Here is a 25,334-nt window from a genome sequence, read left to right on the forward strand (position 1 = left end):
GAAAGTAGACTTGACCCGAGTTCATTCTATGGTGGATCTCATTTTTAAAATAAATGATCATCAAACATACACATTAAGCTGGCGGAAAAAGTAGGCTTAGAAATTATTCTACATATAGTTATACCGGATTGGCGTATCCTTTTTGGGTTCCCCATTTTTTCCTTTTACATGGATCATTATTAAAGCAAGCATGCCGACTATTAAGGTCAAGGCGGCAATTGAAATAAACATGCCTGTCCGCGACCACTCAATCAACCGTGTGAAGATAGGCGGACCGACGGCAACTCCTAAAAATCGGACCGAGCTATACAGAGAGGTGACAAAGCCTCTTAGCTCTTTTCCCACTGAACCGGTAATCAGCGTATTGATACATGGCAGAACAAGACCGGTCCCCAAACTGCTAATAGCCAAAATAAATAAGAATGGCACTAGTTTTTCAAAGAAAACCAATAATCCGTACGAAAGAGTCATGCATAAGAATCCGATGACAATTAGTTTTTTCATCAATTCTAAATTCTTCCCAATTTTACTTCCTGTTATATACGAAGTGATGCACATAACCAGTAATGGAATAGCGAGTATAAGTCCCTTTTTCACTCCGTCAATGTTATATTGTTTCTCTAGGACATCCGAAAGATAAAACAGTATGCCAAATAAAGTGAATAAACAGGTTGCCCCTGCAAGATATGTTGCCAGCAGCCATCTTCCGTCCTGTTTAAATACATGCTTAATGCCAAGCACATATTTAGCGAACGGAGGCGGAGCCTGTCTATTCCGCTTTTCTTTGATAAACAACCATGTCAGCAAAATCGACAAAAGACAGAAAACCGGGAACGCATAAAACGGGGCATACCAAGCAATAATGGCAAACAGGGAACCAAGGATAGGCGACAGGACTTTCCCAAAGCCATTTGACGCCTCGACTACACCAAGAACCCTGCTTTGTTCGCTGCCTTTAAACAGATCACCGGCGAGAGCCATCGCAATGGGCGCCGTGCCTGATGCGCCGATTCCTTGCAGAATGCGTCCCACCAGTATCCAAACATAAGGGTTTGCGAATGTTGAGGCAGCAAAGCCCGCCAGCAGCCCGCCAATCCCATATAAAATCAATGATGGGATAATGATGATTTTTCTGGAGAACCGATCGGAAAGGTATCCAAGTACAGGAATGAAAATGGCAGCTGCAGCCGAAAAAACCGTGATTGTTAAACTTACTTGTAACGCTGTCAGCTTTAAGGCTGATTTCATGGAGGGCAGAATCGGGATTAACATCGAATTGCCTAATGTCATGATGAGCGGTATGGAGCCTATAGCTACGATGGACATGCCTTTATTTGCGGAGGCCACTTGATGTACACATCCTTATATACATATTAGATTTCTATTGGTTGATTGTATCCTACTTGGCCATTAATGGCGGCGGGACAATCCAGCCTTTTTCCTTATTAATTTTCAGCAATTTTGCCGCGTACTCAGCTTTTTGTACGTGAAATTCCCCATACATCTCAGCTATATCTTCCCTAATAGATAACCCCATAATGGAACTGGATAACAGCATGCCTGCAGCTATTTCCTTCGCCACCATAGCAGCGATTTCCGGGTCATTGAACCGAGCTCCAGCCGGAATATCCTGCAATTCAACGTTAGGGCGGTCAGGAGGAGCGGGCGGAAGGCGAATACCGCTCTCTTTTAAAATGGCCTCGACCTGCTGTTCCTCTTGCTTGATGCAATTATCCTTAAGATCCTCTAATAATATTTTTAAATCGTTGTCTCCCGTATGGTTAATTAAAACCTGAAGAGTGACCAATAACCCTTTTGTTGCCTGCAAATGGGTCCAAAGATGGAACACCTCCCCTGAATGTAAGGGCTCCTCCTTTGGATTACCGCTTAAAATTCCCAACTTTATCCCTCCTAAACAATTCTCATTTTATTTTGCTTACAAGGAGTTGAATTTATGTACGAAGTTTCCTAAATTGAATTAGCGGTAAAAGCAGGGGAAATAGGTGTGTTTGAAGAAGTTATTAAAGAGAAAAAATATGAAATCTCCAGTCATGATCGGATCCCAGGATGACAAGTATTTTCGATAAAGTATGCAAAAAGTCGAAGGTGTCACCCCGAATGAATATCGCCCTAATCATCCATAGAGTATAAGCAGCAGTATGGCCCGGTGACTCATTCTGCTTTTTGTTTGCATAAGAAATTATTACACTCTATTGATAACTTAATGTAGGGATATTTGGACGTTTGATGGACTGGATGTAGTGCAAGTGCCAAAGCCGTTGCAGTGAAGGTGAGGATATTTCAAGGTTTGATTTTTAAGATTGGTATTGGAGATATGAGTGATTATCCGGATTTGAGCTCGATAAACAGAATATATGAGTGATTATCCAAATATATATGAGCGATGTCAGATTTAATGGGCAGTTCGTCATAATAGATAAAGTTATCTTTTTAAAAGGAGTGTTATCACTATGTTAAAAGTAACTGTATGGAATGAAAATCGACATGAACAAAATAATCCGGTTGTGAGAGATCTATATCCGACAGGCATTCATGGTGCGATTGCTGAATTTTTAAAAACAGAAGGTTTTGAAGCAAGCACGGCTACACTTGATGCGCCGGAGCATGGTTTAACTGATGATGTTTTGACTAATACCGATGTATTAGTTTGGTGGGGGCATCTGGCCCACGAAGAAGTAAAAGATGAGATTATTCAAAAGATACAGCAGCGCGTTCTTGATGGAATGGGCCTGATTGTTCTTCACTCGGGCCATTTCTCAAAAATTTTTAAAACGTTAATGGGTACGAGCTGTGATTTAAAGTGGCGGGAAGCCGATGAAAAAGAACGGCTCTGGGTCGTGAACCCGAGCCATCCGATCACAGAGGGGATTGCCGAGTATATTGAATTAGAAAAAGAAGAGATGTACGGGGAGCATTTTGATATTCCTGAACCTGATGAACTTATTTTTACGAGCTGGTTTGAAGGCGGCGAAGTCTTCCGAAGTGGCTGTACATATCGTCGCGGCAATGGAAAAGTGTTTTATTTCAGGCCCGGACACGAAACGTATCCGACGTATCATAATAAACAGATTCAACGTGTGATCATCAATGCCGTAAAGTGGGCTAAGCCTGTGGAACGTAACAGGCCTGTTTATGGAAATGCGCAACCACTTGAGTAAATTAAAAGAGCTTAGGAGGAAAAAATAATGACAAAGATCAAAATTGGCGTTATTGGATGCGGCAGCATTGCCCAGCATCGTCATTTACCGGAATATGCAATAAATCCAGGTGTGGAGCTTGTTGCGGTCTGCGACATTGTGGAAGAGCGTGCAAAAGAAGTGGCAGGGAAATATGGAGTTAAAGCATATACCAGCTATGAGGAATTATTGCATAGCGGTGAGGTAGATGCCATCAGTGTGTGTACACCGAATTATCTTCATGCCCCGATTTCTATTGCGGCCTCAGACGCTGGGATTCATGTGCTTTGTGAAAAACCGATGGCCACATCTAAAGAAGAAGCAGAAGCGATGATCGCGGCTGCTAAAAGAAGCGGTAAAAAGTTAATGATTGCTCACAATCAGCGTTTTGTAGCATCCCATCAAAAAGCACGGCAATTGATATCCAGCGGAGAAATCGGCAAAATATACAGCTTTCGTACAGCATTCGGCCATGGCGGACCGGAAGGCTGGAGTGTCGAGGGAAAAGGCGGCTGGTTTTTTCAAAAGGAGAAAGCCTTCATTGGTGCAATGGGCGATCTAGGCGTCCATAAGACAGATTTACTTCGATATGTGCTCGGCGAAGAAATTTCCGAAGTAGGTGCATTTGTTGAAACAAGCGCAAAAGATTTCGCAGATGTAGACGACAATGCCGTTTGTGTGCTGAAAACAGAAAACAATGTTATTGGTACTCTTGCTGCTAGCTGGGCTTATGTAGGCAATGAGGATAACTCAACGATTATTTATGGGGAGAAAGCCATCCTTCGTTTAGAAGATGACCCGACCAATTTCTTGGTCGTTCAATATGCAAACGGAGAAGTAGTAAATTATCAGCTTGGAAAAATTCAGTCCAATGAAGACGACGGCCAAAGCAACTCACACGTTATAGAGAATTTTGTCGATTCGATTCTTTATGATAAGGAGCCGCCCGTTTCGGGTGAAGAGGGCATGAAGTCATTGGAGGTCATTTTGGCTGCCATCGAATCGAATGCAACCAAGCAAATTGTACGACTAAAGGGGGCAACAGTGTGACTGCATTGCGAATTGGAATCATTGGCGTTGGCGGGATTGCCCAAACCCGCCATATTCCTGCTTTTCTGGAGTTGCATGATCAGTGTACAATAACGGCCCTAAGCGATGTAAATATTGGACGTGCTAAGGAAACCGCGGAAAAATATAAGATTCCTCATGTGTTTGAAAACTATCACGACCTTTTTTCAAAAGTCGATGCGGTCTGTATTTGTACACCGAATAAGTTCCATGCGGAAATTTCTATTGCCGCCTTGGAGGCCGGGGTTCATGTTTTGTGTGAAAAGCCAATGGCTATGAATTTAGCAGAATGCGAGGTCATGCTTTCCGCCTCAATAAAAGCGGACAAGGTTCTCGCGATTGCCTATCATTATCGTTTCATGAAGGAAGCTCAAGCAGCGAAAAAGGCGATGCAGGAAATAGGGACGCCGCTTGTAACCAGGGTCCAAGCGTTAAGACGCCGCAAGGTACCTGGGTGGGGCGTTTTTACGAATAAAGAACTTCAAGGCGGCGGCAGCTTAATTGATTATGGATGCCATCTGCTTGATTTAGCGCTTTGGCTGACAGGTAACCCAAAACCAATTTCTATCCACGGGAGTACCTACAACAGGCTCAGTAAAACAACAAATCAAATCAATATATGGGGTGATTATGATCATGACACCTTTGATGTCGATGACCATGTAACCGCCTATATAAAGTTTGAAAATGGGGCTTCCATGCTTTTTGAAACATCCTGGGCAGCGAATATTAAAGACGATCAGGAGCATGTCAGCATTTCAGGAACAGACGGAGGCTTGAGTGTTTTTCCGTTTGAGCTCTACACGGTCAAAAACGGAATGCTGTTAAACAGTGAGGCGGCGTGGCTTCCTGGCAACGAAGATTTTGGGCTGTCCCAGGCGCAAAATTTCGTGGATGCTTGTCTTGGAAAGGCCGGGCTTATCGTCCAGCCCCAGGAGGCCCTTCAAGTATCACAAATTATCGAAGCAATCTATGAAAATAAATCCTGATCAAGAAAAGGAGTATTGAGATGAAATTAGGGGTATTTACCGTCCTATTTGCCGACAAGTCCTTCGAAGACATGCTGGATACCGTGAAAAATGCGGGGTTAACCGCAGTAGAAATTGGCACCGGCTGTTATCCGGGAAAGGCCCACTGCGATCTCGACACTCTATTGGAGAGTGAAGAAGCACGAAATCAATATATGCAGAAAATACAGGAAAGAAATTTAACCATCAGCGCTTTCAGCTGTCATGGCAACCCGATTTCCCCTGAAGCAACATTTGCACAAGAATCTCACGAAACACTTTTAAAAACTATTAAACTGGCATCACTCTTAGAAGTACCGGTTGTAAACTGTTTCTCGGGTACAGCTGGAGATCATGAAGGAGCCAAATATCCGAACTGGCCTGTCACCCCGTGGCCAAATGAATATGGCGATGTCCTGAAATGGCAATGGGAAGAAAAACTGATTCCATTTTGGAAAGAAGTAGGGCAATATGCCAAGCAGCACAACGTAAAAATTGGTTTGGAGCTTCATGGCGGTTTCCTGGTCCATACTCCCTATACACTATTAAAACTGCGGGAAGAGACCTGTGACGCAATCGGTGCCAATTTAGATCCAAGCCACTTATGGTGGCAGGGAATTGACCCGGTCGCAGCGATTAAAATTTTGGCAAAAGAAAATGCCATCCACCATTTCCACGCCAAGGACACATACATCGACCAAGATAATGTGAATATGTATGGTTTAACGGACATGCAGCCATACGGGGAAGTGAAAACAAGAGCCTGGTCATTCCGTTCTGTCGGATGCGGGCATAGTTTGCAAGAGTGGTCTGACATGATGAGTGCCCTTCGTACATATGGTTACGATTATGTGGTCAGCATCGAACACGAGGATCCGATTATGTCGATTGATGAGGGCTTTAAACGCGCAGTCACAAACTTAAAAAATGTCTTGATTGAAGAATCACCTTCGCAGATGTGGTGGGCGTAAGGGCGACACCCAAAATATTCGGAGGTGGAGAATGAATAGAAAATGGTGGAAGGAAAGCGTCGCTTACCAGGTGTATCCCCGAAGCTTCATGGATAGCAATGGCGATGGAATTGGCGACTTAAAAGGAGTCACCTCAAAATTAGACTATCTGAAAGAGTTGGGAATCGACGTAATCTGGCTATCGCCTATGTATAAATCACCGAATGACGATAATGGCTACGATATTTCAGATTATCAGGATATCATGGAAGAATTCGGGACTATGTCCGATTTCGACGAACTCCTTGAAGAGGTTCATAAGCGTGATATGAAATTGATTCTGGATTTGGTTATCAACCATACTAGTGATGAACATCCATGGTTTATCGAATCTCGTTCATCGAAAGATAACCCAAAACGGGATTGGTACATTTGGAGTGACGGCAGAGACGGAAAAGAGCCAAATAACTGGGAGTCCATTTTCAGCGGCTCTGCCTGGAAATATGATGCACTAACTGAACAATACTTCATGCACATTTTCTCTTCACGTCAACCCGATTTGAATTGGGAAAATCCTGACGTAAGAGATGCTTTGCAGGAAATGGTTGTTTGGTGGCTGGAAAAAGGCATAGACGGTTTCCGTGTGGACGCTATTTCCCACATCAAAAAGAAACCAGGTTTCCCGGATATGCCTAATCCAGAGAAATTAGATTATGTATCTTGTTTTGAATATATGATGAATGTTGAAGGCATCGACAAGTTTTTATCTGAGTTCACTCAAAAAACGCTTAAAAACTATGACGTGATGACTGTCGGAGAAGCAAATGGTGTAGGAATCGATGACGCTAATAAATGGGTGGGAGAAGACGACGGCTATTTCAACATGATTTTTCAGTTTGAACATTTACACCTTTGGGATAAAGACTCAGAAGGATCAATAGGTGTCATTACATTAAAAAATATGTTGACCAAATGGCAAAATGGCCTAGAGGGCAGAGGCTGGAATGCGTTATTCATAGAAAACCATGATCAGCCACGCAGAGTATCCAGCTGGGGAAATGACCGGGAGTATTGGAAAGAAAGCGCCAAAATGCTGGCCGCGCTATATTTCCTGATGAAAGGCACTCCGTTCATTTATCAGGGTCAGGAAATTGGCATGACAAATGTTCAATTTCCTTCTATTAACGATTACAATGATGTGGGCATGATTAACTATTACAATGTTGAAAGTGCAAAAGGCAGACCCCACGAAGAGATTATGAACGTCATTTGGACAAGGGGCCGGGACAATTCCCGTACGCCGATGCAATGGGACACCACAAACATGGCCGGATTTACGACGTCGGATAAAACCTGGCTTGGTGTAAACCCGAATTATACAGAAATTAACGTAGAGGAACAAGTAAACAATCCAGACTCGATAATGCATTTCTATAAGAAACTAATCATTCTTAAAAAAGAGCATGAACTGTTTGTTTATGGCAAGTATGAGCTGATGATGGAGGAGGATCCTAAACTGTTTGTGTACACGCGTACATTGGAAGACAAAAAGGCACTCGTCCTTTGTAATTTTAATGCTAGTGAGACGGCATTTACAGTTCCTGTAGAGTTAACTTATTCTGAATCCGAACTCCTCATTGCGAACTATAACATTGCGGACCAGCACTTACCGCAGAACTGCACACTACAGCCATACGAAACAAGGGTATATTTATTGTCTTAACATTTAGGGGCATTTTGCCCCGTTTTTATATTTCTTCTTGCCTAATCATCCAACAAAGGGATCCTATCTTTATATTTATCAATTAACCTTCTATTATGATCAATTGCTCCATCTGTATTGCCGCTTTTGAAGATTGGAACCTCCAACTGATTCTCAGCCATGATCTTCACGGCTTCCACGATCACTCCGTTGACAATCGCAGCACCGATAACCGTAGATCCTGGACCGAACCGGACTTCTACACTTTGAAGTTGTATAAGGGCATCTCCGACCTCTATATGATTATCAATCACAAGGTCAGCCACATCAGCTAAATACTTTCCGCTATTATGCCTGGAAGGCTGAAATTTTGCATAACCCGTCGACGTAATTCCAATCACAAAAGCTCCGTTCTGTCTTGCTATTGCAGCAACATCAATCGGAACCGGATTTATGCCGGAAGTAGAAACAACGATGAGGAGATCCTTAGAGGTAATCTCGATTTTCCCCATGAACGTTGCTGCATGACCGCTTTTCTTCTCAAGAACGGAGGAGCGGACCGCACCTTTATGCAGCATCAAATCCTCAACAAAGATGGGATGAATCGGGGCAAGACCACCTGCCCGGTAAAATAGCTCTTCGGCCAAAATATGAGAGTGGCCGCAGCCAAACACATAGATGAGTCCATCCCGTTGGATGCATTCGGCTATTGCTTCGGCTGCCTTTGTGATCGTTTCTTTTTCATTTTGCTCTACCGTCGATAATAGTTCCTTGATTTTCTTGAAATACAAGTCGAACATTTAAAAACCTCCAGCGGTTCTTCACTGATTACCGTTTCATATTAATCATGAATCGATAGCGGTCGGCACGATATACAGATTTAACAAGCTCAATCGGGGTGCCGTCTTCTAAGTAAGATTTTCTTTGGATAAGCATGATGGGTGATCCTTTTTTAATCTTCAAATATTGCGACTCCATTTGATCGGCGATGGAAGATTCAATAATCTGTTCACCCCGGTCGATTTTCACTTGCTGCAGGTCCTCGATGTAGTCGTATAATGATTGATGCCTCATAATTTCATCCGTTAACCCTTTTATAAGATTCGCAGAGATATAGGTGGTTTCCAAAGCCATCGGTACATCGTCCGCTAACCTGATGCGTTTGATTTCATATACCGGTCCATGTTCTTGAATATTCAAATGACCTGCGATCAGGTTTTTGGCAGGAATAATTTCAAAGCTGAGCAATTCGTTACCGGGCACCATGCCCCGTGCCTTCATATCTTCCGTAAAGCTGGTCAGGCCTTGAAGCGGTTGTTCGATCTTTCTTTCTGCGACAAAGGTTCCTTTTCCTTTTACGCGATATAAATATCCTTCATCAACCAGCTTGGTCAATGCCTGCCTGATCGTCATCCGGCTGATCTGATACCTTTCGGCGTATTCCCTTTCGGAAGAGATGAGATCTCCGGGTGTTAACTCGCCTTTTTCAATCATGTTCTTAATTTGTTCCTGTAACTGATAATATATAGGCACCGGTGAATTCTTATTGATCATGAAAAATTTCTCCTTTTAGCCGCCATTCATGACTCTTAGTAAAGTTTCTCTGCTTAAGCTAAAGCTGCTTTATCAGCGATAACGGTAACGTATGGATGTTTTTTTAATACGGAAGCAGGGAAGCTTTCATCAATCCCACCATGCAACAGTTGGTACAGAGCTTCTTTTTTCTTGTCCCCTGAAACGAGAAGCAGGATTTCTTTGCTTTTCATAATTGTCGAAATGCCCATAGTCATGGCTTGATAAGGGACGTCTTCTTCTTTTTTAAAAAACCTTGCATTCGCTTTTCTCGTAGTAGGGGTTAAATCGATGATATGCGTTTTTGAATCAAAAGAGGTTCCAGGCTCATTAAATCCGATATGTCCATTGCTGCCGATGCCTAAGATTTGAAGGTCAATTCCGCCGTGCCGTTTGATGGACTGTTCATATGAACCGCATTCTTCCAGATTATCGCCTGTATCGCCACGGGGTATTTTTGTCCTGGATTTTTGAATATCAAGATGGTGAAACAGCTTGTTATCCATAAAATAACGATAACTGTTAGGATGATTCCCAGAGAGACCAATATATTCGTCCAGGTTATAGGTGGTGACCTGCTCATAAGAAGTTTGCTTATTTTTGTGGTCTTCAATTAAGGCAGCATAAGTCCCGATCGGGGTCCCGCCTGTTGCGAGACCCAAGGTAATGGCAGGATTGCTACGGACTTTTTCAATGATTATATCTGACGCCCGCTTACTCATCTCTTGATAATCGTTTACTTCGATAATCTTCATTCGACTCTACTCCCTTTTAAAGGCAAGTTTTCCCTTACAAAATGTCATCACTACATCATGGTTTTCATCGAGAATAACAAGATCGGCATCCTTACCTTCAGCAATGCTTCCTTTGCGGTCAAATACATTCAACTCTTTGGCAGGGTTTTCGGATGCCATTTCGATGACACTTTCTAGCGAACAGTTCGTGAAAGTTAGCATGTTTTTAACAGCCTGGTCCATTTTTAATATACTTCCCGCCAGTGTCCCGTCATGAAGAAATGCCTTATCATCTCTTACAATAACATCCTGGCCGCCTAAATCGTATGTTCCGTTTTTTAGACACTTTGCCCGCATCGCATCCGTAATTAATAAAAGTCCGCCTGGTCCTTTTTGGTTGTAGACGAGCTTGACCATTTCCGGTCTGACATGAATGCCATCCGCAATCAATTCCGTTTGCAACTCATCCCGCAACAGAGCGGCGCCGACGACACCAGGCTCCCGGTGATGCATCCCCTTCATTCCATTAAAAAGATGGGTAACATGCGTAGCTCCAGCAGTGATCGCATCCAAAACTTCTTCATAGGTGGCATCTGAGTGGCCGATGGAAGCGATGATTCCGTTTTCCTTTAAATATTCGATTAACTGAAGCCCGCCCGGTTGTTCGGGAGCTAAGGTAACAAGTCTGATCGTATCGTTTGAGAGCTCTTGCCACTTTTTGAATAACTCCACGTTCGGATCAACGATATATTCTACTGGTTGCGCTCCAGCTCTTTTGGAGTTGACAAAGGGGCCCTCAAGATGGATTCCAAGGACTTCTGCTTCACCCGGAGACTGATGATCGCTTATATAATCACGGGCATTTCGTAACGCTCGTTCAATTGCTTCGTTTTCTTGGGTAATTGTGGTCGCAAGAAAGCTTGTTGTGCCTTCTTTCGGCAGAGCTGAAGCCATAGTCTCCAATGCCTCGATTGTCGCGTCCATTGTATCTGCTCCGTTCACGCCGTGAATATGGACATCAATCAGCCCGGGGATGGCTTTATAGTGAGCGGGCAGCGTAATTTCTTCATAGCGCTCTTGATCAGATAGTTGGGTTATGGAGGAAGAACCTCCTAAGATTCCTAATTCTTTAATTTTGCCATTTTCAATTTTTACAAATCCATTCTCTATCACGTTGTGTTCCGTGTAAATTTGGATATGCTTAATTAAGATGTTAGTTCCAGGGTTCATAGGCTTTACATCCTTTCTATGCTTCCTTAATCTTACACCTTTCAAACATAGTTGTCTAGACCAGTTGATTTTCTATCATAACATGATTTTTTGTTAATATACTAATAGTAGAAAGTACTTTCTATTATTATTCGCAAAAATTGAAAGGAGGAAAATTGGTATAGACATCTATATGTCTATGATGGTAAAATTATCACAAGTAAGGAAACGTTTTCATAGTTTTATAAATTTTTTTAAGGAGTGATTCTATGTTAGGATTTTTGCAACGTATTGGTAAAGCATTAATGCTTCCGATTGCCGTATTACCGGCTGCGGGATTGTTGCTGCGACTTGGACAGCCTGACTTATTGGATATCCCTTTTATTGCAAATGCAGGAAATGCAATATTTGCCAACCTGGCACTGATTTTTGCTATCGGGGTGGCGATGGGCTTTGCTAAAGATAATAATGGGGCCGCCGCGTTGTCAGGGGCAATTGGTTATTTGGTTTTAACTGAAGGTGCAAAAGCGATAGATAAAGATATTAATATGTCCGTTCTCGGCGGAATCATCGCCGGTATCATCGCGGGGCTATTATACAATCGTTTTCATAATATTAAATTGCCGGAATGGCTGGCGTTTTTTGGCGGACGGCGTTTTGTTCCGATTATAACTTCATTAGTAATGATCGTACTTGCGGGTATTGCGGGTATTGCCTGGCCGCCGATTCAGGGATTAATTAACGATCTTGGTAATTGGATTATTGGCTTGGGTGCAGTTGGTTCAGGAATCTTCGGTTTCTTTAACCGGTTGTTGATTCCTTTAGGACTTCACCACGTTTTGAATAATTTATTCTGGTTCCAATTTGGGGAGTATGCAGATAAGACTGGTGATATTGCCCGATTCTTTGCAGGCGATCCAACTGCCGGACTTTATATGACGGGCTTCTTCCCAATCATGATGTTCGGATTGCCGGCGGCTGCATTTGCAATGATCGCCGCAGCTAAACGAGAAAAGCGAAAAGCGGTAACAGGAATGGTTGCCGGTGTTGCATTAACATCATTCGTAACAGGGATCACAGAACCTATTGAATTTTCTTTTATGTTCTTATCACCTTTGCTTTATGGGATCCATGCCGTCTTGACAGGCCTTTCGATGTGGGTTACTTCTCTGCTGGATATCAGGAATGGTTTCACCTTCTCAGCAGGGGGACTAGATTATTTATTGAACTTTAATATTGCAGAGCAGCCACTGATGCTGTTGCTTGTAGGTTTGGTTTTCGGTGTGCTTTACTTCGTGATATTTTATAGTTTAATCAAAATGCTGAATTTAAAAACGCCTGGACGCGAAGATGATGATGTTTTCATCGTGGACGAAAATGGGTCAGCAGGCGATGATAAGTATGAACAAATGGCTCATCGATTCATGAACGATATTGGCGGAAAAGAAAACATTACTTCCATCGATAACTGTGCAACAAGGCTTCGCTTGGAAGTACAGGATATGGGCAAGGTAAATGATTCATCCTTAAAAGCACATGGTGCTAAGGGAGTCATGAAGATGAATGACCACAATCTGCAAATCATCGTTGGGACAGATGTAGAGTTTGTTGCCGATGCGATGAAGAGATTGGATAGAGAATAACTATAAAGGCAGAGAGAAAATAAAGAATCAGTTAATCGGCAGGGAAGTTCCTGCCGATTTTTTTTCGATACATATAGTATTTCACCATGAAAAAGTTATAAGATGAATCTACGAAACTTACTTATAACCCGAGGTGATGATGTTTGAAGAAAAAAACGACTAAAATACTGGCCGTCATTCTCGCGTTGATCTTGATAGTTGATATCGCGGCCAGCTTTTATTTCTATAATATCGCCGTAGCCCGGTCATCGAAGGATTTTCTCGAGGGAAACCCGGACCTGGAAGTGTCGAGTGAGATGACAACGACCTATGAAGGGCGAGAATGGATTGGGAAGACCGCATTTGAAGACGTTACGATCACATCCGGTGATGACCTGAAGCTGAAGGGATATTATTTAGAAGCGAAGCAACCGACACTTAAGACAGTAATCATCGCGCATGGTTATTCCGGGAAAGCGAAGGATATGGGCACTTATGCGAAATTTTATCATGAAAAGCTCGGGTTTAATGTCCTGCTGCCAGATGCCCGTGGCCATGGGGAGAGGGAAGGGGACTATATTGGCTTTGGCTGGGACGAACGGAAAGACTACTTGCAGTGGATCGATTATGTGTTGAAATTGAACGGAGAACAATCGGACATCATCCTCCATGGCGTCTCAATGGGTGGAGCCACCGTATTAATGACCAGCGGTGAAGAGCTGCCTGATCAAATAAAAGCGATAGTATCAGATTGTGCGTATACATCAGCTGAAGATGTGCTTTCCTACCAATTACCCGAGAATGTACCATCTTCTGGAATTTCCACTTTTGCAGAGTACTAGTTTACTGACAAAAATCAGGGCGGGATACTCCTTTGAAGAAGCTTCAGCTTTAAAGCAGGCAGGCAAGGCAGACAAACCAATCCTTTTCATTCATGGTGAAGCAGATACCTTCGTACCTGTAGAGATGGTCCACCGCCTATATAAAGAAACCAAAAGCGAGAAGGAGCTTTTTTTAGTGGCGAATGCAGAGCATGGTAACGCATACGACACCAATCAAGAGGGATATGAGAAAACAGTGACGGAATTTCTCAGGAAGCATATCCGAGAAAAAGAACGACGAGGGGATATATAGATGAAGACTATGTTGCGCAATTTCATTAACGGCATTTTGACGATTGTTCCTATTATTCTGGTTATTTATGTTGTTTATAAAACATTCATGTTTTTAGACGGGATTCTTGGAAATGTCCTGAAACCATACTTAAAAGATGATTATATTCCGGGGATTGGATTGCTTGTCACGATCGTGCTTATTACGGTACTAGGCTGGTTGTCCACAAAATTTTTGACGGGAACGATTTTCCGGTTAATTGATCGGCTTCTTGAAAAAATTCCGATTGTTAAAACCATTTATTCTATTATAAAAGACACGATCAATTCGTTTCTGGGGGAGAAAAAGTCATTTTCAAAAGTAGCCCTTATCACGATCCCCGGCACGGAAATCAAAAGCATGGGATTCGTTACGACTGAGGATCTTGCAGGCCTGCATGATCCATTAAAGAATCATGTGGCTGTTTATATCCAGCAAACCTTCCAGGTCGCCGGGTTCACTTTTTTAATCCCTAAAGATCAGGTGGAAATCATTGATGTAAAGCCGGAAGATGCCATGAAATTCATTTTGTCCGGGGGGATGACAATTAAAGAAAAGCAGGAGTATACAAACAAATTGCAAAAGAACAATTAATATAAAAAAGGAGCCGATTAGCCGGCTCCATTTATTTACCCTATGTCGAAATATGAAGATTATTGTCGAGAAATCGATATATGGATAAAGTTGATAATAAATCCAAAAACTTGATAATAAATGTACCAAAGTTAATAATAAATCCAAAAACTCGATAATAAATCTAAAAATTCCCGTATCATGTATTAAGCTCTTATTCTACAATCTCTTCTTTCTTTTTCCTACTTTTATTGAAATATAAAAAAATCGGGAGAGGAATAATGATGAATCCTAAGCTATTGATGATCGTGTTTCTTGCTTGTTGTCTCGCCGATGCTTTGCTATCTTCGATCATCTGGTCATAGTCTTCACGCATTTGAGCTTCATTAACTGTAGAACCTTCCTCATAATTACCAGACTTATAACTTTCGTAACTTCCATATTCATAATACATATTGCTAGGGCTCACAAGATCCGCAACCCCCATAAAAATACCGATTCCACCACCTATTGACATCATCAATGTAGCAAAAAGCACTAAATATACATACAGCTGCTTAAACATATCTTTTCCACCTTTCTTATCATTCTTAACCACGGCCATTACGATAAATCCGATTATTACGATTGGCAATACAGTCATTAACAAAATCAAACCGGTGCCCATCACATGATATCCCCCCTGGATTTCTGTCTCTATATTCTAATTATAATCTTTTTTATACCAAGTATTACACACCGTTTAGATGTTTTGTTTAAAGCGTAACCTTAAATAAGGAACGAAATCCTTTTCCTAGAAAAGCTGTTGATAGTCAGAAACTTCACAGCAAAAGGGATTGGCAATAAAAATGGAACCCCTCGCAACAAAAGGTGGAGTTCCGGCAACAAAGTCGAAATTTCCGCAACCAAAAAGGGGATTAGCAACAAAACGAAAAATTCCCGCGACAAAAGGAAGACTACCGGCTACAAAACGGAAGAAACCCGCTACAAAACCCCAATTTCTGCTACAAAACAGGAACCCGGCTACAAAAAGAAAATTCCCGCGACGAAAGGAAGACTACCGTCTACAAAACGGAGGAAACCGGCTACAAAATCCGAATTTCCGCTACAAAAAGGAAGACCGGCTAAAAAAAGAAAATTCCCCGCTACAAAAAGACACAAACCCGCTACTCAAATATTTCATTTAACCAAACCATAGTCCCTTATCACTACATTCGCTTTACAATTGACCTTTACGGTTGGATAAACGTCTCGCCAATTGAGGCGTTTCCACTCTTCGTAATCTATGCTGTTACGGACGGCCTTTCCCAGTCCGAAACTATCTACATTATGTGTTTGGGTAAATGAAATTAATCGTTCCATGTCATGCTCGAGATATTCTTCCATTTTTCTTTCTATGTAGGCTCTATTTTCATTTTCTCCAATGCTTTTATTCCCTAAGTATTCCAAAATAGACCCTTTAACTTTTACTGAAATATTAACCGTGAAGTCCTTCGACTTTGGGTCATGCTTGACATTCAGTTTTCTACTGCTTTTTACATTTGAGAAAGCTACAAATTCAGGGTCAGCCTCTTTATTACTCGGCCATCGAAAATTTATGTGGCCATCGTCTAATTCTTGATGGATGAGCGAGAAAATGATGGCCCTTGTAGAATCAATTTTGGTCACATAACGATCATCTTGAAATAAGGCAATTCCATCAACACCTACATATGTCTTTTTCTTAATGAGCAGCGGGGCCACAGGATCGACACCATCGTCATAATAATCTGTTTCAAAATGGTAAAGACTTAGTCCTGGAAATGTATTATTTTGAACTTCTTTTTCGATTAATCGATCAATGTATTCATATGTCCCTTGTTGCTTATCATAGTCGGTGGAAAGCATCGCAGCAGCGTCACCATTGACGATCGCAACCTTTGTCCTTCCTCCAATCGAAGGGTCTCTTTCAAGTGCATCAAGGTGGGTGCTTACTCCAAAACTAGCAAGGCTTTTTCCGATCAGAATGGTTCTTAACTGCCCATTAACCAAGTTCCAGCCGGTTTGGGAGGACAATTTTAGTCGTGCCTCTTTACTGCTTGCTGCTTTTGCGTTGATTATCTTCTGTTTCCCTTTTTCTTCAGCTAAAGGAATCGACACGGAAACTTTAATTTTTTCCACTTTGGAATCATCATTTTTCTTTTCGAGATCATAAGTGATTGTTTGGATCATCGCCTGGTCCTCTAATATCCTAATATCGTTACAGCCTGTAAGAAAGAACAACACATTTGATATGATAATGATTTTAGCGGTTCTGGACATCACTATATTTTTTTCCTCCCTTCTGTATCATTAGCAACAATATGGCTACAGCTGGGAGGCCAATCGCTATGGCTATCTCTATTTTCGATAAAAATGAGAGCCATTCAGAGATCTGATCCAATGTACCGGGAACTAAGGAAATGAAGTAGGTTATGGCAATGATTAAAAAGGATAAAAGCTTTTCATCTGTTCTCTTGAAGATCCTTTTTGCTGCTTCCGTTGCTGCCCAATAATACATGACAGAAGTAATCAAAACTTTGAACAGGAAAAGCCCATACAGTAAGTTTTCCAGCCGTTCGAGAAAAGGAAAATGGATCGTTGATAGCAGATTCATAAGGGGAAATAGTAATTCTCTCAAATAAGCATGGCCAAAGTATCCGAAAATCACAAAACAGGTATATGTATAGATAAAGGTCGTGATTAAATTGCCAACAAGCATTGCTTTAATAAATCTTGATTCTTTATTGATATACGGGATGAAAAGGAGGGAAAGTTCGAATCCTAAAAAGGCAATGTACGTATCGATCATACCGTGTAACCAATCATTGCCTTCTTTAAAAAGAAAGGGTGTAAAGCGGGCCAACTCAATTCCATGAAACTGAGTTGTAAATAACAGGGCCAGGAAAATGGTGATTGAAAATATGATAGTCGAGGCTTTTGCAATATTATAAAGCCCTTTAATCAAGAGTAAATAGACTAATACATCATAGGTTAGCTTTAGTATCGTTACAGGAGTAGTATGGAAGCGGATAATCTGGTAAAGGTTCATATATTGTTTTCCTACAATACAGGCAAGCAGCGACCATACAATTAGAAGAAAAATATACAAGGGATATAGCAGAGGACGAGGTAAACCATTTTCAAGAATAATAAACAATGATTTTCCTTTCCCGAGCTTATATACGGCTCCTATTAATAAAATATTCAAAGAAATAAGCATAGACACCAGCAATACTGCAATCCAACCATTTGTTCCTAAATCGTATGCTAGTATATTTGGTAAACTAAATAAAGCTACTCCCGTTTGAATTAAGTAAATTAAAAGGACCAAATGGATGTAATGTAATTTCTCTTTCATTTTTTATTCACCTATAGTTTCTTTTTTTCGCGAATTGGATTAGGTGTCCTTGATTGGACCGGTCTCGATTTCAACATTGAAAACGGAGCTCTTATGAAAACGTCTTTTAAATCCTGCGGATAAAGTGGTGTAATAGGTGTTAAATAAGAGGTACCCATATTAGTGATACCAGTTAAATGAATCAGCACGAGGGCAACACCAAGCATGATACCATAATTGCCCCACATCCCAGCGAGTATGATGATACCAAAACGGACCAGCCGAATCGAAGCGCTCATCATATAACTTGGAATCACGAATGAAGCTATGGCTGATATTGCGACGGAGATAATTAAGACATTGCTTGTGAATCCTGCCTCTACCGCAGCCTGTCCAATAACGATACCTCCTACAATGCCAATTGTTTGTCCGATTTTTGTAGGCAAACGGGCTCCGGCCTCTCTTAATAGTTCAATGGTAATCTCCATTAACAGAGCTTCCAACAGAGGAGGGAAAGGAACCCTGCTGCGCGATTCCAACAATGTGAGGAGTAAAGGCCTTGGAATCATTTCATAATGATAAGTAGTAAGTGATACATAAAAGGCAGTGAAAAAAATAGTGATCCCAAAGGCAATGTATCTTAATAATCTCAAAAAAGACCCAAGTGCCCACCGTTGGTAATAATCATCCGGTGAGATAAAAAAATCAAAAAAACTGGTGGGAGCCACAGTAGCTGTCGGGCTTCCATCCGTAATGGCGACAATTTTCCCTTCAATCAATTTAGAAGCAGCGACATCTGGCCTTTCTGTCGTCAAGTATTGCGGGAAGATCGAGTAAGGATTTTCTTCAATCATTTGAATGAGCATATTTGAATCGAAAATGCCATCAATTTTAATCGATCCAACTCTCTTTTTAAACATTTCTACAAAGTCTTTGTTAACAATATTTTCAATATATAGAAGATAAATATCGGTTTTTGTTATCTCGCCAACGGATATTCTAATCGTTTTTAAATGTGAACTCCTTACTCTTCGACGGATTAGCGAGATGCTTTGGCCGGCTGATTCATTAAAAGCTTCATGCGGGCCGGTGATTACCGACTCCGTTTCAGATTCATTAACTGCGCGGGTCTCAGGTCCAAAAACATTGACGAGGTAAGCCTTGTCTTTATGAAAAATCGCGGCTTCCCCACTTAAAAGGCCCTGATATAAAATGTTTTTATCTTTAATTTCTGTATATCTTTCCTGTGCCAGGATTTGTTCCACTTCAGGAGACTTATTGACGTCAAAGGGATCAACTAAAAATTCCTTTACTTTTATTTCATTTACGAGATTCTCAAAATATAGATAGTGTAGCTGATACTGAGGGATGGTATTTTGGGTTAAGTCATCACAATCCTTAAAAGTTGCGAGTGTATCTTTCAAAGAAACAGCATCCATTTCTAACTTATTAGCATTAATAGATTGTTCATTCTTATATTTCTTCTTAAAGAATCCCAATATGGTTACCCCGCATTTTCTATTAATGTAAATAGTTTTTGCAAACTAATATTTCTTATACTTTTTTTTCTTGGCTCTGTTAAATTCCATTGTTGATTTTCAAATGGTCATGGAATCTACTCGCTTTCCGCGGACGAACTGGCAAGCCTCCTCACTCGTACCTCGCTGCGGGGTCTTGCCAGCCCGTTTTTCCGCAGGAGTCTCGCAGATTCCCTTCCCAAAAACAACATTATCGTTTAACAGAGCCTTATTTTTAGAGGGAGTATAGTGAAATTATTTATCTTTGACTTAAGTATAGAGGCAATACAAAAGGGGCTGTCTAAAAAGTCCATTTAAGAGTAAAATGTATCCAAATTAAAAACCCAAGAATGCTGATTTAACAGTATTCTTGGGTTTTACTTTTGTCCAGATTTCGGCTGAATTTCCACTTTCGGGACAGCCCCTTTGTCTTTATGCTCATCATCTGGCGGCTTTACGGAAGCCCTCTGAGATAAAGTCTGCCACAAAAACGAGAATGATATAGCAGATAAGGAGCAGTGTAATTTCTGTGTAGTGGAAATAGCTCAGGCTCAGTTTGAATTGCTGGCCCAGCCCACCGGCTCCCACAAACCCGACGATGATGGAGGTTCTCATGATTACCTCGCCGCGATAGAGAATGTAGGTGAGAAACTTCGGCATGACTGTCGGAATAATGCCATAGAAAAGGATTTGCGCACTTGAGGCCCCGCTTGATGCGAGATTTCGCATCGGCCTGGCGTCCGTATCTTCGATAACTTCTGCGCAAAGCTTCCCGAGAATTCCAAAGTTGTGAAGCGCGAGCGCAATCGCTCCCGGCAAAATGCCAGGCTTCAGGATGAACACGATTACCATCGCGAAGACCAACTCGGGGATGGACCGGGAAAAAATATATAGGCCACGGATGATACCGAATAAAATCCAACTGTACCATCGCTTTGAAGCGGTTAAAGTTCCGTCCGCGATATTCCGTGCGGCAGGGATAACTGTTAACAAGGCGGCAATCGTGGCAAATCCAATCGCCATGACACTCATTTGCAATGTTTCATACGTAAGCTTCACAGCATTCTTCCAGCTTTCTTTATCAGTAAAAGCCGGATTTTCTTCGCCTATGCCGAATAGCCCGGAGAAAAACTTCTTTGCATACTCCAAATTCCGCTCGTTAAAAAGCTCAAAAAAGTTAGCCCTTTCTCCGAAGAAAATATGTCCCCATGAACCGGTGAGTAAGGCAAGGCACATTAGGATGGAAAATGTCTTAAACGAAAAGCGTCGTTTTTTGGATGGGATTTTTATTGTACTCATTATAATACCAGCCGCTTTCGTAAGGAGTTGCTCCAGGCATCAATCAGGACAACAATCGCAATCAAAAAGAAGAGGAATGTCCATACCTCGTCATAGTGGAGATCGGCAAGGGAAAGCTGAATTTGGAAGCCAAGACCTCCAAGTCCGACGAAGCTCATGATCGCTGATGAACGGATAGAGCATTCGAAGCGGTACATCACATAACTGAGCATATTGGCACGGATCATTGGCAAATATCCGTACAATAGACATTGAATTCTGGACGCGCCTGTTGCGCGAAGAGCCATGATTGGTTCTTTGGGAACGTCATTTAACATATCGGCGAATATCCTCCCAAGGATACCGCCATAAGGGATACCAAGAGCAAAAACGGCCGCGTAAGGAGACAGCCCGATGACGGCGACAAATAAAAGCGCCCACACGAGTTCGTGAATCGCTCTGATAACGGCCAATACCCCTCTAAACAATCCTGTTGTAACCATTCGGACCGAACGGGAGGAAGCTAATACCCCCGAAGCTAAAATCCCTAAAACAAACGCGATGATAAGAGCGATTGTCATGCCAGTTACCGCATACACAATCGTGATCCATGAAGATTCCACCGCAAGTCTCAAAATATCGGGAGAAAGATCCGGTTTGATCAGACCTTCGAAAATCTGCACGGTGGTCGCCCATCCGCCGGCATGAACCAGGTCACGACTCCAGGTCACGGAAAACAGGCTCCATATAAAGGCAACCAAAAGAAGAAGTGACAGGACCGATCTTTTATGGAGAGCAAGGGGAGATAGGAATGGTTTCATCTCTCGGACATCTCCTTTAAAACATAAAGATTAGCCAATTGTTCTTTGGTGATTTGGTTTGTCGGCAGATCAAAAAAGATTTCTCCATCACGTAGAGCGATGATTCTTGAGAAATATTTCGTGGCGTACTCGACAGAATGGAGGCTCATCACAAGTGTCTGTTTTTCCTCATTTACAAGCTTTGTCAGCATGGCTAAAATATCCTCAGCTCTCGCAGGATCCAGGGAAGCAACCGGCTCATCAGCGAGAATTACTTCCGGACTTTGGACAAGAAGGCGGGCCAAGGCGACGCGCTGCTGTTCACCTCCCGAAAGCTTGGAGGTTTGGTCATATATTTTGTCCAGCAGCCCGACACGATGTAAGGCATTTGCTGCGAGCTGCTTGTCCTGTGGCAGAAATAGAGACAACATCGATTTAAAGAATCCCCATTCCCCGAGCCTCCCTGCCAGGACATTTTGGATGACTGGAAGCGCTCCAATCAGGTCGAATTGCTGGCGGATTACCCCGATTTTTCTTGCGAGTTCTTTTCTATTTTTAAATTGTTGAATAGCGTTACCGTTTAATAAATAGGTCCCATTGTCTGGGGCAGTGATTCCGGCAAGTAGATTCAGCAATGTGGACTTACCTGCGCCGCTTGGACCGATCAGCGCAACCGTTTCTCCTTTTTCCACATGAAAAGAAAGGGAAGATAAGGCTATCTTCCGCTCGAATTGTTTCGTTATATGATTTATTTCGATAATCGGCATCTCTTTATCACCTTCTACTTGATGATCTCGAGTTCTTTTGCGACTTCTTCAATCGTGTTATAATTCTCATTTTTTGTTTCAATGAAGGAATCTGTCTGGAACAAATCGAGGAACTCTTTCAAGTCCGCATTGTCTTTATTGATAGCAAGAATGGCTTTCTTCATATCATCCTTCGTGCCTTTTCCGAACTTATCGTCGACCTTATTTATGGTCCAATGGTAGTCATAATAGGAAGGGGTAGTATGAATGACCTTCACTTTGTTTGTATCGACTTTTTTCTCAGCCACTGCTGCTTCCCAGACGGCTTCATTCAGTACCCCGGCTTTAAAGGCACCGGATTCTACAAGCTTATAAGTCTTATCATGGGATCCCGAGTAATTCGGCTGTCCGTCAAAATCTTTTTCCGGATCGATTCCTTCTTTAGTTAAGAAATAGCGTGGCATTAAATGGCCGGAAGTAGAGCTTTCGCTACCAAATGCAAAATTAAGTCCTTTAAGGTCTGCTAACGTTTCCGCCTTCACGCCATTTTGTGCAATGAAGATCGAATGGAATTCCTTATCGCGGGGACGCTGGGCAAAAGCCTCAGCCTCAGGAACAAGATTTCTTGCCTGGACGCCCGTTAAACCGCCGAACCAAGCCATGTCTATTTCACCGCGTTCAAATGCAGTAACAAGGGCGGCGTAATCAACAGATGGAACATACTCGACTTTCAGTCCGGTTTCTTCGCTTAAGTAATTCGAAAGAACATCCATGCTCCTGCTTAAATCAGCGGCATTTTGGTCTGGGATGGCACCGATTTTGAAAACCTCGTCCGACTTTTTATCAGATGAGGCTTCGTTTTCGGAGGAATTATCGTCTGATGAACATCCGGCCACTATAACCATGGCCACGGTTAGCATTAATAATAATGAGAATAATTTCTTCATATTTATCATCCCTTTCTTGAAATATAAGTGACTATTAGATTTTACACCTATTATTACATTTTTCAATGATAACAGCCTGTTAGAGCGGGTAAAATAAATCCGTATTCTTTATCTATCGGGAAATATATGGGCTGCCGCTTACCCAGAACCTCCACGGATAATCTTTTGCCTCACCTGAATTGTCTATCCCGATGCGCGCGCCGGTTGATATGTTCTCTGGCGGTTTTCCCGGAGCTATCCATAATGGCGGCTCTCTGAATGAGTGTCCGTAATCTGCCATCGTGATACCAAGTGCTTTCGTCAGTTTGCCGGGTCCACTCGTCAATTTATTAAGCTCTGACATGCCCCGCCTTTCCTGCATCAGCGGAATGCCCAAGTAAGGTTCAACCGCTCTGATCAAGATGGCATGCGGCTGTTCTTTTTCGCCGCTCACGACATTGACCAATGTATGGGTGTGCATCGAATATGTATAGATAAGGCCGGGTTCCCCAAACATGACTTCTGTCCGCTTCGTCCGTCTGTTACCAAAGCTGTGTGCGGCCCTGTCTTCAGGACCAATATAGGCTTCCGTTTCCACGATATATCCCGCTGCGGTACCTTCGGGGGTGTCTTTTATAAGGAGGCAGCCAAGCAAAGCCTGAGCAACCTCTAAGGTAGGCATTTGGAAAAATTCCAAGGGCTGCGGCGTTGCGTTTTGAATTTCTTCAGGCATGGCGTTTTTTCCTCATTTCTCTTAAAAATATCGTCTCCTTATTATATAAGTTGAATGTAGGAATTGCATTTAATTAAAAACTCTTCGTATTCAGTTCTAATCTGTATGTTTGCTGATTTTCTTATTTGGTCTCGATTTTTTGAGTTTCTGCTCAATTATTTACATTTGTGCTCGATTATCTGGATTTCTGCTCATTTAATCAAGTTTGTGCTCGATTATCTAATGTTATGCTCGGTCAGCTTTCAAATATACTAATGGAAGTATGTTAGCATTTTCGAAGAGACGTTTGGTAAGATTGCTATATGTCGAAAATTATAGTCAGGATGTGAAATAAAGATGAGGAATATTGGCTTTATCGGCTGCGGAAAAATGGGACAAGCGATGATAGAAGGGATAGTGAAATCTGGAGCAGTGACGGTTGAACAAATTATGTTCAGTACGTCAGGCCAGCATACATTAACTGCTATTGAAAATAAATTACATATTAAGGGTTCGTTGGATAACCGGGAAATAGCCCGTTTTGCCGATTTTCTTTTTTTAGCAGTCAAGCCGGACATACATGAATCTGTTATTAAGGAAATTAAGGATTATATAAAAGAAGATGCCGTCATCATAACGATAGCTGCAGGGATTACAACGCAGGCCGTTGAACAGGCATTTGGAAAAACGGTTAAAGTGGTGAGGACTATGCCCAATACTCCTTCACTGGTAAGAGAGGGGCTGACAGCCGTTTCTGTAAATACTGCAGTATCCGAGATTGATTTGGATGAAATTTTTTCATTGTTAAATAGCTTCGGTAAGACGGAAATGATTAAAGAACAGCTTATGGATGCCGTCCCTGCCATTAGCGGCTCCTCCCCGGCTTATGTATATATGTTTATTGAAGCGTTGGCTGACGGCGCAGTAAGAGATGGCATTCCAAGGGAGCAGGCGTATAGAATGGCGGCACAGGCCGTTTTGGGTGCAGCAAAGATGGTGCTTGAGACGAATTTGCATCCGGGGGTGCTTAAGGATGCGGTCTGTACACCGGGTGGATCCACGATTGAAGCGGTGGCAGCCCTTGAGGAGAATAATTTTCGGGCGGCCGTATTAAACGCGATGAAAGCATGTACAGGTAAAAGCAAGGCCCTCTCACAAGAATAATGATTTCCCATGTAGGGAAAGCCAGGCATTCCAATAATTATGGACGA

25 protein-coding genes are annotated in these 25,334 nt (G+C 42.1%); 10 read left to right on the plus strand and 15 right to left on the minus strand.

Annotated features, from left to right (window positions below; all coding sequences use genetic code 11):
* Nucleotides 1–108: 108 nt before the first annotated feature.
* On the minus strand, nt 109–1,326 hold the full coding sequence (locus LQ216_RS02065; RefSeq protein ID WP_230126853.1) for an MFS transporter: 1,218 nt from the start codon (nt 1,324–1,326) through the stop codon (nt 109–111).
* A 73-nt stretch (nt 1,327–1,399) separates the two neighbouring features.
* On the minus strand, nt 1,400–1,900 hold the full coding sequence (locus tag LQ216_RS02070; protein ID WP_230126463.1) for a DUF3231 family protein: 501 nt from the start codon (nt 1,898–1,900) through the stop codon (nt 1,400–1,402).
* A 571-nt stretch (nt 1,901–2,471) separates the two neighbouring features.
* On the opposite strand from LQ216_RS02070, the gene LQ216_RS02075 reads away from it, so the two are divergent.
* From LQ216_RS02075 to LQ216_RS02095, 5 genes are read left to right on the plus strand one after another with little or no spacing between them, the layout of a single operon-like run.
* Nucleotides 2,472–3,179, plus strand: coding sequence for a ThuA domain-containing protein (locus tag LQ216_RS02075; RefSeq protein ID WP_230126464.1), 708 nt, complete (start codon nt 2,472–2,474; stop codon nt 3,177–3,179).
* Between the two features lie 27 nt (nt 3,180–3,206).
* The gene (locus tag LQ216_RS02080; protein ID WP_230126465.1) at nt 3,207–4,247 is read left to right on the plus strand and encodes a Gfo/Idh/MocA family oxidoreductase; all 1,041 of its coding nucleotides are present in this window, start codon (nt 3,207–3,209) and stop codon (nt 4,245–4,247) included.
* Complete coding sequence (locus LQ216_RS02085; RefSeq protein WP_230126466.1) at nt 4,244–5,254, plus strand: Gfo/Idh/MocA family oxidoreductase; 1,011 nt, start codon at nt 4,244–4,246, stop codon at nt 5,252–5,254. The genes LQ216_RS02080 and LQ216_RS02085 overlap by 4 nt, the downstream gene beginning before the upstream one ends.
* Before the next feature lie 20 nt (nt 5,255–5,274).
* The gene (locus tag LQ216_RS02090; RefSeq protein WP_230126467.1) at nt 5,275–6,243 is read left to right on the plus strand and encodes a sugar phosphate isomerase/epimerase; all 969 of its coding nucleotides are present in this window, start codon (nt 5,275–5,277) and stop codon (nt 6,241–6,243) included.
* A 31-nt stretch (nt 6,244–6,274) separates the two neighbouring features.
* Nucleotides 6,275–7,945: an alpha-glucosidase gene (locus LQ216_RS02095; RefSeq protein ID WP_230126468.1), complete on the plus strand. Its 1,671-nt coding sequence runs from the start codon at nt 6,275–6,277 to the stop codon at nt 7,943–7,945.
* A 41-nt stretch (nt 7,946–7,986) separates the two neighbouring features.
* Here the strand turns inward: LQ216_RS02095 and LQ216_RS02100 are convergent, their stop codons facing one another.
* From LQ216_RS02100 to nagA, 4 genes are read right to left on the minus strand one after another with little or no spacing between them, the layout of a single operon-like run.
* On the minus strand, nt 7,987–8,724 hold the full coding sequence (locus LQ216_RS02100; protein ID WP_230126469.1) for an SIS domain-containing protein: 738 nt from the start codon (nt 8,722–8,724) through the stop codon (nt 7,987–7,989).
* Nucleotides 8,725–8,752: 28 nt separating this feature from the next.
* Complete coding sequence (locus tag LQ216_RS02105; RefSeq protein WP_230126470.1) at nt 8,753–9,478, minus strand: GntR family transcriptional regulator; 726 nt, start codon at nt 9,476–9,478, stop codon at nt 8,753–8,755.
* Between the two features lie 53 nt (nt 9,479–9,531).
* Entirely contained in the window at nt 9,532–10,251 is a 720-nt protein-coding gene (gene nagB, locus LQ216_RS02110) for a glucosamine-6-phosphate deaminase (RefSeq protein ID WP_230126471.1), read from the minus strand.
* 6 nt (nt 10,252–10,257) lie between these two features.
* The gene (nagA, locus tag LQ216_RS02115) at nt 10,258–11,460 is read right to left on the minus strand and encodes an N-acetylglucosamine-6-phosphate deacetylase (protein ID WP_230126472.1); all 1,203 of its coding nucleotides are present in this window, start codon (nt 11,458–11,460) and stop codon (nt 10,258–10,260) included.
* A 248-nt stretch (nt 11,461–11,708) separates the two neighbouring features.
* Between nagA and nagE the strand changes: the two genes are divergently transcribed.
* The 4 genes from nagE (at nt 11,709) to LQ216_RS02130 (ending at nt 14,807) form a co-directional block, all read left to right on the plus strand.
* Nucleotides 11,709–13,082: an N-acetylglucosamine-specific PTS transporter subunit IIBC gene (nagE, locus tag LQ216_RS02120; RefSeq protein ID WP_230126473.1), complete on the plus strand. Its 1,374-nt coding sequence runs from the start codon at nt 11,709–11,711 to the stop codon at nt 13,080–13,082.
* 143 nt (nt 13,083–13,225) lie between these two features.
* The gene (locus tag LQ216_RS02125; protein ID WP_354958258.1) at nt 13,226–13,903 is read left to right on the plus strand and encodes an alpha/beta hydrolase; all 678 of its coding nucleotides are present in this window, start codon (nt 13,226–13,228) and stop codon (nt 13,901–13,903) included.
* Nucleotides 13,890–14,195, plus strand: a complete 306-nt coding sequence (locus LQ216_RS20440; RefSeq protein WP_354958260.1) for an alpha/beta hydrolase — start codon at nt 13,890–13,892, stop codon at nt 14,193–14,195. Before LQ216_RS02125 ends, LQ216_RS20440 begins: the two co-directional genes overlap by 14 nt.
* Nucleotides 14,196–14,807 (plus strand): DUF502 domain-containing protein, encoded by a 612-nt coding sequence (locus tag LQ216_RS02130; protein ID WP_230126474.1) that lies wholly within the window; start codon nt 14,196–14,198, stop codon nt 14,805–14,807.
* A 193-nt stretch (nt 14,808–15,000) separates the two neighbouring features.
* On the opposite strand, the gene LQ216_RS02135 is transcribed toward LQ216_RS02130, so the two are convergent.
* The 9 genes from LQ216_RS02135 to LQ216_RS02175 all read right to left on the minus strand — a co-directional run bounded on the left by LQ216_RS02135 (nt 15,001) and on the right by LQ216_RS02175 (nt 24,144).
* On the minus strand, nt 15,001–15,453 hold the full coding sequence (locus tag LQ216_RS02135) for a hypothetical protein (protein WP_230126855.1): 453 nt from the start codon (nt 15,451–15,453) through the stop codon (nt 15,001–15,003).
* 512 nt (nt 15,454–15,965) lie between these two features.
* Nucleotides 15,966–17,087 (minus strand): Ger(x)C family spore germination protein, encoded by a 1,122-nt coding sequence (locus LQ216_RS02140; protein WP_230126858.1) that lies wholly within the window; start codon nt 17,085–17,087, stop codon nt 15,966–15,968.
* Complete coding sequence (locus tag LQ216_RS02145; RefSeq protein WP_230126475.1) at nt 17,071–18,165, minus strand: GerAB/ArcD/ProY family transporter; 1,095 nt, start codon at nt 18,163–18,165, stop codon at nt 17,071–17,073. The genes LQ216_RS02140 and LQ216_RS02145 overlap by 17 nt, the downstream gene beginning before the upstream one ends.
* Before the next feature lie 11 nt (nt 18,166–18,176).
* Nucleotides 18,177–19,643: a spore germination protein gene (locus tag LQ216_RS02150; RefSeq protein WP_230126476.1), complete on the minus strand. Its 1,467-nt coding sequence runs from the start codon at nt 19,641–19,643 to the stop codon at nt 18,177–18,179.
* Nucleotides 19,644–20,102: 459 nt separating this feature from the next.
* Complete coding sequence (locus LQ216_RS02155; RefSeq protein ID WP_230126477.1) at nt 20,103–20,960, minus strand: ABC transporter permease subunit; 858 nt, start codon at nt 20,958–20,960, stop codon at nt 20,103–20,105.
* A complete protein-coding gene (locus LQ216_RS02160) occupies nt 20,960–21,760 on the minus strand; it encodes an ABC transporter permease subunit (protein ID WP_230126478.1) in 801 nt (266 codons plus the stop codon). The genes LQ216_RS02155 and LQ216_RS02160 overlap by 1 nt, the downstream gene beginning before the upstream one ends.
* Nucleotides 21,757–22,506 carry a phosphonate ABC transporter ATP-binding protein gene (locus tag LQ216_RS02165; protein WP_230126479.1) on the minus strand — a complete coding sequence of 250 codons (750 nt, stop codon included), beginning with the start codon at nt 22,504–22,506 and terminating at the stop codon, nt 21,757–21,759. Before LQ216_RS02165 ends, LQ216_RS02160 begins: the two co-directional genes overlap by 4 nt.
* A gap of 14 nt (nt 22,507–22,520) precedes the next feature.
* On the minus strand, nt 22,521–23,432 hold the full coding sequence (locus LQ216_RS02170; protein WP_230126480.1) for a putative selenate ABC transporter substrate-binding protein: 912 nt from the start codon (nt 23,430–23,432) through the stop codon (nt 22,521–22,523).
* A 112-nt stretch (nt 23,433–23,544) separates the two neighbouring features.
* Nucleotides 23,545–24,144 (minus strand): DNA-3-methyladenine glycosylase, encoded by a 600-nt coding sequence (locus LQ216_RS02175; RefSeq protein ID WP_230126481.1) that lies wholly within the window; start codon nt 24,142–24,144, stop codon nt 23,545–23,547.
* Between the two features lie 336 nt (nt 24,145–24,480).
* Between LQ216_RS02175 and proC the strand changes: the two genes are divergently transcribed.
* A complete protein-coding gene (gene proC / locus LQ216_RS02180) occupies nt 24,481–25,287 on the plus strand; it encodes a pyrroline-5-carboxylate reductase (protein WP_230126482.1) in 807 nt (268 codons plus the stop codon).
* The last annotated feature ends 47 nt before the right edge of the window (nt 25,288–25,334 follow it).

Origin of the sequence: Bacillus sp. CECT 9360 (assembly GCF_918741275.1) — a bacterium.
In the GTDB taxonomy this organism is placed as follows: Bacteria; Bacillota; Bacilli; order Bacillales; family DSM-1321; genus Peribacillus.